Source organism: Flavobacterium ajazii (assembly GCF_010614725.1).
In the GTDB taxonomy this organism is placed as follows: Bacteria; Bacteroidota; Bacteroidia; order Flavobacteriales; family Flavobacteriaceae; genus Flavobacterium; species Flavobacterium ajazii.
Map to the genome: position 1 here is coordinate 464,569 of NZ_JAAEHL010000002.1, position 15,020 is coordinate 479,588.

15 protein-coding genes are annotated in these 15,020 nt (G+C 30.0%); all 15 read left to right on the forward strand.

Going from position 1 to position 15,020, the window contains the following annotated elements:
- Nucleotides 1-8: 8 nt before the first annotated feature.
- The 15 genes from GWR14_RS04830 (at nucleotide 9) to GWR14_RS04900 (ending at nucleotide 14,961) form a co-directional block, all read left to right on the forward strand.
- A complete protein-coding gene (locus GWR14_RS04830) occupies nucleotides 9-992 on the forward strand; it encodes a sensor histidine kinase (protein WP_163407891.1) in 984 nt (327 codons plus the stop codon).
- Complete coding sequence (locus GWR14_RS04835) at nucleotides 992-1,756, forward strand: LytR/AlgR family response regulator transcription factor (RefSeq protein ID WP_163407892.1); 765 nt, start codon at nucleotides 992-994, stop codon at nucleotides 1,754-1,756. Before GWR14_RS04830 ends, GWR14_RS04835 begins: the two co-directional genes overlap by 1 nt.
- Before the next feature lie 103 nt (nucleotides 1,757-1,859).
- Nucleotides 1,860-2,237, forward strand: a complete 378-nt coding sequence (locus tag GWR14_RS04840; protein ID WP_163407893.1) for a hypothetical protein — start codon at nucleotides 1,860-1,862, stop codon at nucleotides 2,235-2,237.
- A gap of 2 nt (nucleotides 2,238-2,239) precedes the next feature.
- Nucleotides 2,240-3,535, forward strand: a complete 1,296-nt coding sequence (locus tag GWR14_RS04845; protein ID WP_163407894.1) for a TolC family protein — start codon at nucleotides 2,240-2,242, stop codon at nucleotides 3,533-3,535.
- A 326-nt stretch (nucleotides 3,536-3,861) separates the two neighbouring features.
- A complete protein-coding gene (locus tag GWR14_RS04850; RefSeq protein WP_163407895.1) occupies nucleotides 3,862-4,458 on the forward strand; it encodes a TetR/AcrR family transcriptional regulator in 597 nt (198 codons plus the stop codon).
- A gap of 112 nt (nucleotides 4,459-4,570) precedes the next feature.
- A complete protein-coding gene (locus GWR14_RS04855) occupies nucleotides 4,571-5,908 on the forward strand; it encodes a TolC family protein (RefSeq protein WP_163407896.1) in 1,338 nt (445 codons plus the stop codon).
- Nucleotides 5,909-5,933: 25 nt separating this feature from the next.
- Nucleotides 5,934-6,989 carry an efflux RND transporter periplasmic adaptor subunit gene (locus tag GWR14_RS04860; protein ID WP_163407897.1) on the forward strand — a complete coding sequence of 352 codons (1,056 nt, stop codon included), beginning with the start codon at nucleotides 5,934-5,936 and terminating at the stop codon, nucleotides 6,987-6,989.
- 10 nt (nucleotides 6,990-6,999) lie between these two features.
- Entirely contained in the window at nucleotides 7,000-10,140 is a 3,141-nt protein-coding gene (locus GWR14_RS04865) for an efflux RND transporter permease subunit (RefSeq protein ID WP_163407898.1), read from the forward strand.
- A gap of 122 nt (nucleotides 10,141-10,262) precedes the next feature.
- Complete coding sequence (locus GWR14_RS04870; protein WP_163408056.1) at nucleotides 10,263-11,117, forward strand: DAPG hydrolase family protein; 855 nt, start codon at nucleotides 10,263-10,265, stop codon at nucleotides 11,115-11,117.
- A 44-nt stretch (nucleotides 11,118-11,161) separates the two neighbouring features.
- The gene (locus tag GWR14_RS04875; RefSeq protein WP_163407899.1) at nucleotides 11,162-11,701 is read left to right on the forward strand and encodes a YceI family protein; all 540 of its coding nucleotides are present in this window, start codon (nucleotides 11,162-11,164) and stop codon (nucleotides 11,699-11,701) included.
- Between the two features lie 53 nt (nucleotides 11,702-11,754).
- Nucleotides 11,755-12,132, forward strand: a complete 378-nt coding sequence (locus GWR14_RS04880) for a hypothetical protein (RefSeq protein ID WP_163407900.1) — start codon at nucleotides 11,755-11,757, stop codon at nucleotides 12,130-12,132.
- A 9-nt stretch (nucleotides 12,133-12,141) separates the two neighbouring features.
- Nucleotides 12,142-12,762, forward strand: a complete 621-nt coding sequence (locus tag GWR14_RS04885) for a TetR/AcrR family transcriptional regulator (RefSeq protein ID WP_163407901.1) — start codon at nucleotides 12,142-12,144, stop codon at nucleotides 12,760-12,762.
- Nucleotides 12,763-12,877: 115 nt separating this feature from the next.
- Nucleotides 12,878-13,711, forward strand: coding sequence for a phospholipase A (locus GWR14_RS04890; RefSeq protein ID WP_163407902.1), 834 nt, complete (start codon nucleotides 12,878-12,880; stop codon nucleotides 13,709-13,711).
- Between the two features lie 84 nt (nucleotides 13,712-13,795).
- Nucleotides 13,796-14,113, forward strand: coding sequence for a hypothetical protein (locus GWR14_RS04895; protein ID WP_163407903.1), 318 nt, complete (start codon nucleotides 13,796-13,798; stop codon nucleotides 14,111-14,113).
- Nucleotides 14,113-14,961: an RteC domain-containing protein gene (locus GWR14_RS04900; protein ID WP_163407904.1), complete on the forward strand. Its 849-nt coding sequence runs from the start codon at nucleotides 14,113-14,115 to the stop codon at nucleotides 14,959-14,961. The genes GWR14_RS04895 and GWR14_RS04900 overlap by 1 nt, the downstream gene beginning before the upstream one ends.
- Nucleotides 14,962-15,020 lie beyond the last annotated feature (59 nt).

Consider the following 15,020-nt stretch of genomic DNA (forward strand, 5'->3'; position numbering starts at 1 on the left):
AATAGATAATGAAAAAACGTTTTTATCTACACGCCTTAATTTCATCGCCTATTCTTGCTATTTACGGTATTAGTCCTTTATATATCTTTAATATATATTCAGTAAAATATTTTTTTTTCACGCTTTTAGGAGCAACAATTAACAATTTGATTTTTTGGATTATTAACATAGTCCTGATTTTATATTTGCAAAATTCAAAAAAATGGTTTGTATGTCTGCTAAGCTATCTTATTACACTTTCTGTTATTCCCCTGCGAACATATTTACTAAATATTTTTAAATTAACCTCCGTTTTTGATTTATTAGATGTTTATTATCTATACCCTGCAGTATCGTCTATCGCAATAAATACAATTATTTTAATGATATGTAATTCCATTATAATGTCTCAAAAGAAAAAAAGCATTGAATTTAAATTAGAACATCTCAAGGTAGAACAACTTGAAGCCCAAAAACAAGTTTTAATACAACAATTACAACCTCATTTTTTATTCAATTCACTTAGTGTTTTAAAATCATTGATTAAAGTGGATAATGAAAAGGCGGAAAATTATGCAATTAAACTTTCAGATTTTTTACGATATTCTGTAGAATCACATAAGACAAATACCGTGACTGTAGACGAAGAATTAAAATTCACAAAGGATTTTGTTACGCTTCAAAAAGTACGTTTCGAAGATGCTTTCATTTTTCAGTGTGATTTACCAGACGAAATTTTGCAAAAGAAAATCCCCGTTCTTGCTCTTCAAACCTTAGTTGAAAATGCTATAAAGCACAATTATTTTACTGAAAAAAGACCTCTTCTTATAAAAGTTGCTTATGATAATGATTGTATAAGTGTAAGTAATAATAAGGCTTCTATAAAAGTAACTGAACGAACTTCTACCGGATTATCAAATCTTAACAGAAGGTATGAAATTATAACAGGAAAGCCCATTGAAATATTAGATACTGAAAATTCATTTTGTGTTACATTACCATTAATTAGCTGATGAGAATTTTAATTATTGAAGACGAAAAGATTACAGCAAAAGATTTAGCAAAAACGATTTTGTCTGTAGAACCCGATGCTGAAATAGTAGGTTTTTTGCATTCTATTGAGGATGCTTTACTGTTTTTTCAACAGGATCAAAATATTGATTTAATCTTTTCTGACATCGAATTAGGTGATGGTTTGAGTTTTGAAATCTTTGAAATGGCAAACATTTCAATACCTGTAATCTTTTGTACTGCTTATAATGAATACGCATTAGAAGCATTTAAAGCATTTGGAATTGATTATATCTTAAAACCTTTCAGTAAAAATACAGTAGGTAATGCACTCCAAAAATACTTTACAATCAAAGATAAGTTCTCTGTTAGAAACAATGAATATAGCAACTTAATTAGTATCTTAAAAAATAATTTGAATTCTTTAAAATTACCATCAATCATAATTCAGCAAAAAGATAAAATTTTACCAATAAATGGTGAAAATATTGCCCTATTCTATATAGAAAATGATTATGTTTTTGCATATACTTTTGAACAAAAAACATTTATTATTTCGCAGAAATTGGATTCCTTGGAAAAAACTTTTTCCCCAGTTTTTTTTAGGGCAAACCGCCAGTTTTTAATAAACCGTAAAGCGGTAAAAGATGCTTCACATCATTTTAACAGAAAAATATTAGTGAATCTTACTCTCCCATTTAATTATCAAATTATAATTGGTAAATTAAAAGTTACTTCTTTTATCGACTGGTTATCGATTTCTTAAGTTGTGTTCCGTCCTCTTTAAACCTAATTTGTCCATTTCGGACATATTGTTATTTCATAGCTCATTTTAGTTGAGCAATTTTGCTTCATAAAATTTATAGTTTATGATAGCAAAAAAAATTATTCTTGTAATTAGTGCCTTGTCACTAATGTGTTTCCAGACAATTAATCAAAATTCCAATATTTTACTTGGTAAATGGAAAGGAAAAAACGACTCTAAACTTTCTATTGAATTTTATTTGGGCAGCGATGGTGCTTATTATGGAAAAATAAATGATCCAAATGATAAGTATCATGGAAAAACTATTTTTAAGAAAATGGTTTATAATGAGAAAGGAAAAAGTTTTTCAGGTATCCTAAACCCTGCCGATAAAGACATTACTCTTGATGCTTCAATTTATATTGAAAACAATAATAGCATAAAAGTAGTCGCAAAAAAATTATTGATAACTAGAGTGATTTATTGTTCAAAGGTTAATTGATAATGAAGAAAACAATTGTATTACTTATGATATGTTATATATCAAACACCTATTCGCAAGAAAGATTTACGAGCCTTAATGCTGTTTTAGAATATGCATCAAAAAACAGTCTAACACTCCAAGGTAATTCTATCAGATATAATCAAGCAAAAAAAAGAAAGTTAGCAGCTATTGTAGGAATATTGGATCCGTTAGGAGGAGGAAATTTATCTGCAATAAATAATTCAAAGTTACCCGTTACACTATTTCCTGATGTGAGCAATCCCGGAGTCTATAATGAAACAAAATTTGGCAAGAAATACAATACTTCATTTGAACAAAATATTAGTGTTAAACTTCTCAATTTAGAAGGATGGGAAAATCTGAGATTAGCAAAGATTAATTTAGATCTTACAAATTCTAATTCTCAAATTACAATAAAAGAACTTCAGGAAAACATTGCAAATAATTATTTTAATATTGTCTCATTGCAAATACAAAAAAAGAGCGCGTTACAAAATCAAACTGTAGCAGATACACTTTATCAAATTGCATTAAATAAATATAATCTTAGCCTGGTAAAACAACAAGATGTAAATGATTCAAAAGCAAATTTTCTGAACACAAAAGAAAATGTAAATCAAATTGAATATTTGATTCAACAAAATTATTTAAGCTTAAAAAACCTTTGTGACATTCCGGAAGAAGAAGAAATTGTAATAGAAAACAATAATCCAGATTTTGTTCAAATTTTCAACCCTAATGTATTAGAAAACACCCTTAATCTTGATAATGCAATACTTAAAGAAAAATATGCATTAAGAAATTTCGAGCAAACCAAAAATTATACTTTACCAAATATTTCATTCATTTTTAATCAATCTTCTCAACGATATAGTGATCCATTCAAAGTGTTTGGAGGCACTTGGTATAAAAGTAGTTATATAGGTTTAAATTTTTCATTTTCGTTACCTATTAATGCTGGTAATATGGCTAAAAAGTTTAATGCAAAGTATGAATATGAGCTAACCCAAAAAGCGACAAAGCAAGCTAGGATTAAATCCACTTTAAACGTTAGAAATCTTGAAAATGAATATAACAAGAACAAATCACAATATCAGTCTAATAATGAAATTTATATCCTAAGAAAAGATACTTACGAAAAAAACAAAAGACTATACATTTCTGGACAACAATCTCTGGATCAGACTTTAAATAGTTTTAATGCAATGGTAAATGCTGAATATAATCTTATCTCATCAAAGATTAACATTCACTTAATTGAAGCAAGAATTGATATTAACAATAAAATCAGATAAAATGATGCTATTAACAACGAGTTTATGCAAACAAACGCCGATGTGTAAAAGGCGTTAGCAGATATGACTGCTAACAAAAAAAGATACATGAAAGCTTTATTACATAACAAGACACTGAATGAAATTTTAAATTTTATAGCTATAAGTATGATTGTTTTGTTACTAAATTATTTCTTTTTCTATTGGGAAAAATTGTACCGGGAATATTACTACTATGCCTCTTTCGGCCAATAAGTCTAAATAAAATTATAAGAATCCATCAGTTATAAAAAATTCATTAAAAAAATAATATGCCTACTATAATAGCAACTAAAAATCAAACTCTAATGAATACAGATATAGAGAAACATATACTGGAAGTAGCTAAAAAAGTTTTTTTAAAAAGAGGACTTGCGGGTACCCGATTACAAGAAATTGCTAATGAAGCTGGAGTTGGTCGTACTGCATTACATTATTATTTTAGAAATAAAGAAAAGCTATTTCAGGTTGTCTGGACCAAAGCTTTTGAACAAATCGCATCACGTGCAAACTTTGTTTTTAATCCAGACTCTTCAATTTTTGAAAAAATGAAACAATTTGTTGACGGGTATTTTGAGAGTGCTTTGCTACATCCGGAATATGACTTATTTATTCTAAGTGAGTTTAACCAAAACCCAAATATGATGAAAGATATATTTTTATCGGGTATGTCATTAGATTCTTCTAATAGTTTATTGTATGAAATTGAGAAAGCTGTTAAAAACAATGAGCTTAAGGGAGATCCGGTACAGGTTTTAATAACATTACTTTCTTTATGTATTCATCCCTTTGCAGGAAAATCTATAATACAAGTTTTATTAAATCTGAATGATGAAGAATTTTTAGAACTTATGAAAAACAGAAAGTATATTATTCATGAATTTATTGAGAAAAGCTTCAGATAAAATTTTAACAAAAAGAACGAATACCCCTTTTGTTTTTTTTTGCATACAATTCGACAAAATTGTCAAATAATAATGATAGACATTTTAATCAAAACAATAATTTAAAAACAACATGAAACTTAAACATCAATTAGTTGGCATATTAACTCTGTTTGCTGTTATAAATGGAACGTATGCGCAAAATACATTAACACTTGAAAAATGTATTGAAAAAGCTTTAGATCAAAGCTTACAGTTAAAGTCAGACAATTATGATTTAGAAAAAACAAAAGCTAGTATCGGTCAAGCATACAGCACACTATTACCTTCAATAAATGGTAGCGCATCCTATCAATATTATTTTGATGTTGCAACTTCTATATTACCATCTGAATCTTTTGGCGGACAAGCGGGTTCTTATAGTGCTGTGCAATTTGGCGTCCCTCAAACAAAATCTGCAGGTATTACTTTAAATCAAACCGTTTTTAATGCTTCTTCTTTAATTGCTTTAAAAGCTGCAAAAGCTTATTTAAAACTGAATCACCTGCAAATACAAAGTAGCAAAGAAGAATTAATTTACAACATAACGGCTACGTATTACAACATTCAAACTATTGATAAGCAAATTGATTTAAGTAATAACAATTTAAATAATACTGAAAAGTTGTTAAAGTCAACACAAGACCAATATAAAGCAGGATTAGCTACGCAGACAGATGTTGATAGGTTGCTTGTGACTAGGGACAATAGTGCTGCAAGTGTTGAAAGTTCAAGAAACTCCAGAGAGAAATACTACAATCTTTTAAAACTTTTAATGAATGTTTCCTTAAACGATTCGATACAGGTAGTTCCTTTCACTGATATAGAATTAGATGCTATTGCATTACAACAAGCTTCATTTAATGCAGAAAATAAAACCAACTATCTACAAATAGTTGAAAATAAAACCATAACTAATTTACAACGCAAAAACATAAGCTATGGTTATCTTCCTACACTTTCAATGACAGGTAACCTAAGTTATTCAGGATATTATACTTCTTCTAATCCTTTAAAAAATCTTAATGATAAATGGTATCCCTCCTCATACATTGGACTAAATTTAAGTGTTCCTGTTTTTGATGGATTTAGCAAAAAATTTCAAATAAAACAGAAAGATTTTGAACTTAAAAAACTAGACATACAAGCAGAACAAACCATTTTGCAAAACAAGAAAGATGTTGCTGACGCTACGGCTGATCTAAACAGCAATTTTATTACCTACGAAAATCAAAAGAGAAACTTCGTATTAGCACAAAAAGTGATGAAAGATATTGAAAGCCAATACCAAAATGGATTGGTTAAAGTAAGTGATTATATTAATTCAAATACTGAACTTCAATCGGCTCAAAATAATTATATAACTGCAATAATTAATATTAAGCAAGCCCAATTAAATTTAAAGAAAGCACAAGGAGAATTGATTAATTAAAAGTTAAAACTAATTTATAGAAAATATGAAAAAGAATACAAACGTAATACTTATCGTTCTTACGGTAACTGTAGCAATGACATTAATTGCATTTAAGTTAAATTCAAATAAAGAAGAGCAAAAAGCAAGAGTTTATCAACCTGATTCAAGTACTAAAGCAATAATTCAGGCTGAAAAAGTAAAAGAAAGTGGCTTTATTGAAACCGCTCCATTTGTTGGTTCTTTTATTCCAAGCAGAAAAGTTACTATTTCAACCGAAACTTCTGGTAAAGTAATAGCTGTTTTTATTAAGGAAGGTTCTACTGTAGGTACAGGTACAATAATTGCTCGTCTGGATGACGGAGTATTGCAAGCACAATTACGCTCTGCAAGGGCCAGTTTTAACCTTGCATCAAACACATTAGATAGATATGAAGCAGCCCCTTCAGGAGTTACTCAGTTACAAATTGAAAATGCTAAAGCTCAAAAATTAACTAATCAAGCCCAAATTGATCAATTAATTAAACAAATAAGTTTTTGTGTTATCAGATCTCCTTTCTCTGGGGTAATTTCTTCAAAAAATATTGAATTAGGGGCTATCGTATCTATAGGCACACCATTGGCTACACTGATAGATATAAACAGTTTGGAGCTAGAAATAAATGTACCTGAAAGACATCTTTCTAAGTTTAAAGACAATATGAATTTAAAAGTCAAATCTGACGTCTATTCTGATGCAATTTTTAATGGGAAGGTTAACTTTATTGGAAGTCAGGCTGATGAATCTCATAATTACACAGTAAAAATTTTAGTTTCTAACAATAATAAAACACCTTTAAAAGCAGGAATGTATGGCAATGTTACAGTTAATAATTCAGTAACAAACGAAGCAATAAGTATTCCACGATCTGCGCTTACTGGCGACTCCTCAAACCCAAAAATTTATGTAGTAGAAAATGGCGTAGCCAATTTAAGAAATATCAAAGTAGGATTTAGTAATGAAACATCTGTACAGGTAATAAGTGGTCTTGCACAAGGAGAAACCGTTGTAACTGGCGGAATAGTAAATCTTACAAATGGTTCTAAAGTAGAAATTAAATAAACAAATAATCATGAGTTTAACAGAAATCGCAATAAAAAGACCTTCTTTAATCATTGTTATATTTGCAATTTTAATTGGAGGCGGGCTGTTTTCATATAGTCTTTTGAGTTATGAACTTTTGCCAGATATGAGTCAGCCAACTTTGTCAGTAATGACAAGTTACCCTGGTGCTTCTCCCTCAAATGTAGAACAAACTGTTTCTAAAAAAATTGAGGATGTTATTAGTGGGATTGATGGTATAAAAAGTATTTCAACCCAGTCTATGGAAAGTACTTCAATAATCACAGCTGAGTTTAATACTGATGTAGATATTGATGAAAAACAACAAGATGTACAGCGCAAAATAAATAATATTATGAGTGATTTACCATCTGAAGTAAAAACTCCCAGTATTAGTAAAATATCTCCCAGTGATCAACCTATTATTCAACTTACAGTAACTTCAAATTTATCAAATTCAAAATTTTATGATATTATAAAAGATGAAATCAAACCACAAATTCAACAAATCGCCGGAATTGGAGAAATTACTTTGATTGGAGGACAAGAACGTGAAATTCAAGTGAATATTGACAGAAATAAACTAGACTATTATGGCTTATCACTATTAAATATCACACAAGCAATAAATAATGCCAACGTTGAATTCCCAACTGGTAAAGTTAAATCTGAAGATACTGGGCAAATGACTGTTAGATTAACAGGTAAATTCAATTCAGTAGAACAGTTGAATGATTTAACAATTGCATTACCAGCTTCTGGAAGCCCTATTAAATTGAGTGAGGTTGCAATAGTAGCTGACATTACAAAAGCTCCATCATCTATTTTTAGATATAATGGACAAAATGGAATTGGTCTATTAATTAAAAAACAAGGCGATGCAAATGCAGTTGCAATTAGTGAGCAGGTTAAAGAAAAAATAAAATTGCTCGAAAACAAATACCAAAAAGAGAATGTAAAATTTATTACTGCAGATGACACGGCAGATTATACTCTGGATGCTGCTGATGGAGTTATTCACGATTTACTTATTGCCATTCTTTTGGTATCCGCAATTATGCTTTTGTTTTTGCATAGTATCAGAGATTCTTTAATTGTATTGGTTGCAATCCCAACCTCATTAATAGCAACTTTTATAGCTATGTATATGTTTGGATATACATTAAATTTAATGACTCTTTTAGCATTATCACTTGTAATTGGGATTCTGGTAGATGATAGTATAGTGGTTTTAGAAAACATTCACCATCATCTATTAATGGGTAAAGACAAAAAAACAGCTGCCCTTGATGGTCGTAATGAAATTGGATTCTCAGCAATGGCAATTACAATGGTCGATGTAGTAGTATTTACACCATTGGCGATTTTAGATGGTATTATTGGTGATTTAATGCGTCAATATTCATTAACAATTGTCATTTCTACATTAATGAGTTTATTTGTTTGTTATACATTAACTCCTTGGTTGGCTTCTCGATATGGAAAAATAACAATTTTAAATAAAGACAATTTTTTTCATAGATTCCTTATCTATTTTGAAAACGGCTTAAACTCATTTACGAATTGGTATGCTGGCTCATTAAAATGGGTATTGAAGCATAAAATTGCTTTTTCTGTTTTCATAGTTTCACTATTTGTAGCTACTGCGATGGTATTAAATATGGGAGTTATAGGTAGTGAGTTTGTTGCTCAAACAGATAAAGGGCAATTTAGATTGGCTTTGGAATTTGATAAAAACACCACTGTCATCCAAAATAATATTAGAAGTAATGAAATAGAAAACTATTTGCGTCAACAAGCTGATATAACCACTGTTTTTAGTAACGTAGCTGGTAGTAGCACTTCATCTTTAGTTGCAGGTGTTGGATCTGATTATAAAACAGAACTTACAGTAACATTAGTTGATAAGCTTCAAAGAACTCAACCTACAGAAGAACTTATGCTGAAATATGCTCAAACAATCGCTAAAAAATTTGCTGGTGTAAAAGTAAATCCGACAATGGTTAGTATGGTAAACGGTGGAGAACCAATTCAAATAATTTTGAGCGGAGAAAATACAACACTATTAATGAGAGAAGCGAATGATTTAAAAAACAGAATCAGCATTTTACCAGGTGCAATAAACACAAAACTGAGTGTTGAAGAAGGAAACCCCGAAGTAGAAGTAAATATAGATAGGGAAAAAATGGGTCTTCTTGGGTTAAATATCAATACGGTAGGTGCAACACTTCAAAATGCCTATGCCGGTAATGATGATGCTAAATTTCGTGTAGGTAACTCAGAATATGATATAAACGTAAAGTTTGATGATTTTGATAAAAAGAGTGTCGAAGACGTTAAAAATCTCACTTTGACAAATTCTTCGGGCAAAGCCATAAAACTATCTCAATTTGCAGAAATAACTCAGGGAAGTGGTCCAAGCGTTTTGGAACGTAAAGACAGAAGAACTTCAGTTACTGTAAAAAGTGATGTATTAGGCATTACTTCGGGAGATTTAGTAGAAATCATTAAAAAATCGCTTGTAGAAAAACCATTGTCAAAAAATATAGATATTAAATGGAGTGGAGATGCCGAACGCCAAGGAGATTCCTTTGGTTCTCTGGGAATTGCAATTCTTGCTGCTATTATCCTAATGTATTTAGTAATGGTAGCCTTATACGATAATTTTGTATATCCATTTGTAGTTCTTTTTTCAATTCCGGTTGCATTTGTGGGTGTGTTTTTACTATTGGCACTCACCAAATCGTCAATGAGTATATTCACAATGTTAGGTATGATTATGCTTTTAGGGCTGGTTGCCAAAAATGCTATCCTTATCGTTGATTTTGCCAATCAAAAGAAAGCACAAGGAATATCCACATGGACAGCACTTATTGAAGCCGGAAAAGGCAGATTACGTCCTATTTTAATGACAACAATAGCAATGGTTATAGGTATGCTGCCTATTGCTTTGTCCAGCTCTTCTGGCTCCGAATGGAAAAATTCACTTGCATGGGTAATCATAGGAGGGCTTTCAACAAGTTTGTGTCTGACTATTTTTATTGTTCCAATGATATATTACTCTATTGACAGATTCAACTATAAATGGAAAAAATGGTTTCCGGAAAAAGAAACTACATCACAGCAAATTACCGCAACTACACACCACTAATCTGTTATAAATCCCCCATTTATATAGGAGATTTATAAAAAAAGAAAAGAATAAACAAGTAGGATTCGTAGTTAGTCGATATAAAAAACACCTCATTCAATTTAACCTAAAAACAAGAATAAATGTTAAAAAAAATCATTAATCTGGTAAAAATGGGCAAAAATGTATTAGATGCCCGTATTGAAATAAAACATCAACTTTCTAAAAAAGAGAAAGTAACTACACTTAGTGGCAAAGTGGTTTCCGCTCAAATTCTTTCTCAGGAAGAAAAAGGAAAACGTTTAGCCAGGTATTTTGAGATACCTATGGCAAAACCCAGACAGGAGCATATAGATATACTTGCCAAAGGTCCTATTGATCCATCATTAGCTTTGCCGTTTGAGCGTTTGAATGATTTACTGAAACCCGGTTATCTCGATTCTGAAATTGGCTATTGTGTTTTCCCTAATGGAGATGGATACTTGTCTTCTATTGTTCAAATGCCAAATGTTACTGCCAATATGCTAGATTGGTGGTTTTGCTGGCATCCGTTAGACAGTTTGAGGTATAAGGTCTGGAACCCAAAGGCTCATTACAGTGTGGTTGTAGATGATGTAAACCGTAATCACCTGCTCAATACAGATATTCCCATGCATGAAAGACCCTGGGGAACTAAAAATGTCGTAAACGAAGATATTGGTGTTGGTCCTATGAAAATCGAAATAGGGTTTATTTCTCCATTTGATATGGGGTTTGACAAGGAAAGGTTTTATCAGGGAGCAGAAACGGCTTTTTGTGGTGATACAGATAATAAAATGGTTCATATAGCCAGAAAACTAGAAGGAGGTGGCATAGAGTTAAGAAGCCGTTTTTGGAGTCAAACACCAGTCCCCGTAAATATATTGAAAGAGCTGGCCTTTCACAATTTAGAAGAATATACCCATCTGGCCAATATACTACCAGCTTTATATGAAGAGTTTGGTCCCGAAACAAATTAATAAGTCATCCATAAATCATTTTCTAAATTCTAAACAGTATCATCATGACAAAAATTAAAATAACAGTGGCGATATTACTTTTATCGTTAACATGTCTGGCTGTTACTAAAGCCATCGGGTGGAAAATAGCTGAAGGGGGTATTGTTAAATTTTCCGGAGACGATATAGACGGAAAGTTTGAAAAATTTTCCGGAACGATAAATTTTGACGCAACAGATTTGCAAAATTCTAACTTCTCGGTAAATGTAGAAGTCAATTCAATTGCTACTGGAAACTGGATTAAAAATAAGATCGCCAAAGGAGAAAAATGGTTTGGCACCGACATGTATCCAACTATCAACTTTGTTTCTGGTGAAATTACCAAAACCGATACAGGTTATTTGACAAAGGGCAATTTAACGATGCATGGAATTACGAAGAAAATTGAAATTCCATTCACTTTTTCCAACAATGTTTTTAAAGGAAAATTTAGCGTAAACAGGGTTGATTATAAGGTGGGCAATTTAGAAGGGATGTCAAAAAAGGTAGGCAATAAAATTAATATAGAATTTTCAGTTCCGGTAAAAAGAAAGTTTTTGTATTAACTCATACCCGGTTATTCATTTCATAGGGTTAACAATAAAAAAATATAATAGATATGTTAGCAAAAAAAATTATGCTTGCAATTAGTGTTTTGTCACTAATGTGTTTTCAGACAATTAATCAGGATTCTAAAATCTTAATTGGCAAATGGAAAGGGGAAAAAGATCCGAAACTTTCTGTTGAATTTTATTTGGGTAGTGATGGTGCCTATTATGGAAAGATAAGTGATCCAACAGATAAATATTATGGGAAAACCATTTTTAAAAAAATGGTTTATGATCAGGATGAAAATTTTTTTTCAGGTATTCTGAATCCAGCCGACAAAGACATTACACTCGATGTAACTATAAAAATTGAAAACAGTAATAGGATAAAAGTTGTTGCTAAAAAATTCCTGATGACTAGAGTAATTACCTGTTTAAAAGTTAAATGATAATGAAGTATGACACATAGTCATTTTGATATAGATAAAATAATACTAACAAAGGCAGGTGAATTATTTGCCAGGGAGGGAATAAAAGCAATTTCAATGGATATGATTGCTGCTGAGTGTAAAATTTCAAAAAAAACCATCTATAAGAATTTTGAAACAAAAGAATTCCTAATACATAAAATTGTTTTAACGACTTTCTTTGAAAACACTTTAGGATTTGAAAAATTAAATTATACAGAAAATATTTTTGAAAGTATAGAATTTATATTCAATGCCATCGAAAAAATTTATTCGGTACTTACTCCAAAATTTATTCTTGAAACAAAATCTAATTTCAGGAATATTTATGATTTAATAACTCATTTTGAAATGATTACTTTAAAAAGTAATATACAAAAAATAATTTACAAAGGTCGTTCTCAAAACATTTTCAACGATGTACCGGATGAAAATTTTTCAATTGAAATATTTTTCAACTTTTTACATAATCTAATGAATGAATCTGGATCATCTTTATGCATACACGATCAAATTAAATGTATCAATAATTATTTCCTGTACAGTTTACTAAGCCCTAAAGGATTGCAAATTCAAATAAAGTCTTTTAAAAACGACATTGACAACAAATAATTATACAATCTTAGTAGTTGAAATTGTGCAAAATTCAAATTCAATGAAATTAGAAAGAATGCAGTAAAAAATAAAATATCTGAAGTAAAAAGATAAAGAAATAATTCAATAAAATATGGACGTTTTTAAAACAAAATTTTTAACTATAACTTTTGTCGTTTGTATATTTTTTTATGCAAATGCACAGAATAATGACTCCATTAATAAATCAAAAGCAACCAAAATTTTTTTAAGCCAGCCTAATTTTAGTATGTATAAAGACAATTATTTCATAACAGGCACAGCATTTAAAGAGAACCCAACGATAAATAATTCAGATGCTAAATTTCAAATTAGTTTTAAATATAGAATAGATGAAAAACCTGTGTTTGATAATGTTTATGCATATTTAACCTATACCCAAAAGTCTTTTTGGGATATTTACCAAAAGTCAAGCCCATTCGGTGATATAAATTTTAATCCAGGAATTGGATTAATTAAACCTTATATGAACAAAAAAGGGAGATTAGGATATTATTCCATAATGTTGGAACACGAATCCAACGGAAAAGACAGTATTTATTCCCGAAGTTGGAATTTTATATCACTAAATTGGAGTGCTGAAATTAACTCCAGGTTACTTATTGAAACAAAGGCTGTAATTCCGTTTAGTTATAAAACTGATAATCCGGATTTATTTAAGTATATCGGATATGGGGATATAGGATTTACTTATATATTTTTTCCTCAAAAACTGTATGCTAAAATTATTTTAAAGAAGGGAACTTCATGGGACTGGAAAGGTTCAATTGAAACACAATTGTTTTTCAAGCCAGTTCAATCTTCAAATTTATATATAATGTTACAGGGATTTCACGGATATGGCGAAAATCTTTTAGAGTATAATAAAGAAGTAAATATGATGAGAATAGGAATTGTTATCAAACCAACTTTTATGAATTTCTTTTAAAATTTTTCAAATAGCACCTGCATAAGTATGAAATCTAAATAAGATTAATTATCAAAGTTATAAACCCAAAATCACCCGGTAATTATGGCAATAATAAAAAATGAACGTTTAGGAAATATAGGGTACTGCTCAGACAAACAAGGCGTATTAACGAATTTTATATTCGAAATTTTATCAGTAGAATACAAGGATAATTTGTATGGATATTTCAGTATAAAAGTAACAAACGATAATTTAAAGTTTATTGTTATCAATAATCTTAGTATTTGTGGTTCTTCTTCCACGACTTTTCAGACAAGATTATTAGAAGAAGGTTTTTACTTATGCTATCCGGCTTTAAACCACAAAAACATACTTGACATATTCAGTTTTGAATTTGACTTATTTAAAAGAAGGTCATAGTGTATCAAAAGATAAACTTACTCTTTTCCGATCTCAATGAACAATTAAATTTTATTGATTTAGAAATTGATGATACCATTAAACGATGTGAAAAAGCAATTGAAATAACAATTAAATCAGTTAAAAAACTTAAAACATTGTTTCTTAAAGAAAAGATCAAAAACCAAGAACAAGAAATAGATTTTTTCAAAAACATAAAACCAAAGTTTACCGCAAAACTTATTTATTATAATATTATTTACAAAATTGAGACTAAAAAGCCTTATGGTGGTGAACGAGTTGTAAAGAAATATCTTAACAATGAACTTGAGAAATTGAAGCGTTATTTCGACAATAATTTAGACTTTTATGGATATTACAGAACAGGAAATAATTATTTAGACTTCAAATATTTTGTTCGAGGTAATTTTGATATAAAACTGACAATTGATAGTTTCTTTTTCGAAGTTGATCATAATTTTGCAACCTCGCACGATTTCAAAGTGGCAAAAATCTTGGCTCACGATTTAGTACAAGTATATTTAGAAAGCAAATTACTAGAAATTAACAGCAATGGAATTATAGAAAAATCACAACGCAATCACAACGTAAAACAAACTTGGACTGGTTCAAAAGTGGCATTAATTGAATTATTATATGCCTTACAATCCAAAGGAACATTTAACAATGGTACTTCTGATTTGAAAGATATCGCAGAATATTTTGAAATGGTTTTCGATATTGATTTAGGACAATACCGTCGAACTTTCCTTGAAATCAGGGCAAGAAAAAGCGATAGGACAAAATTTATTGACAACCTGAAAGAGATTTTAGAAAATAGAATGAATAATTCCGATGAGCCAATTTAAAAACTCATTTGTTCATTTTTAGATAAAATCGTTCACAACGCGAACCCCGTTGTGATTTT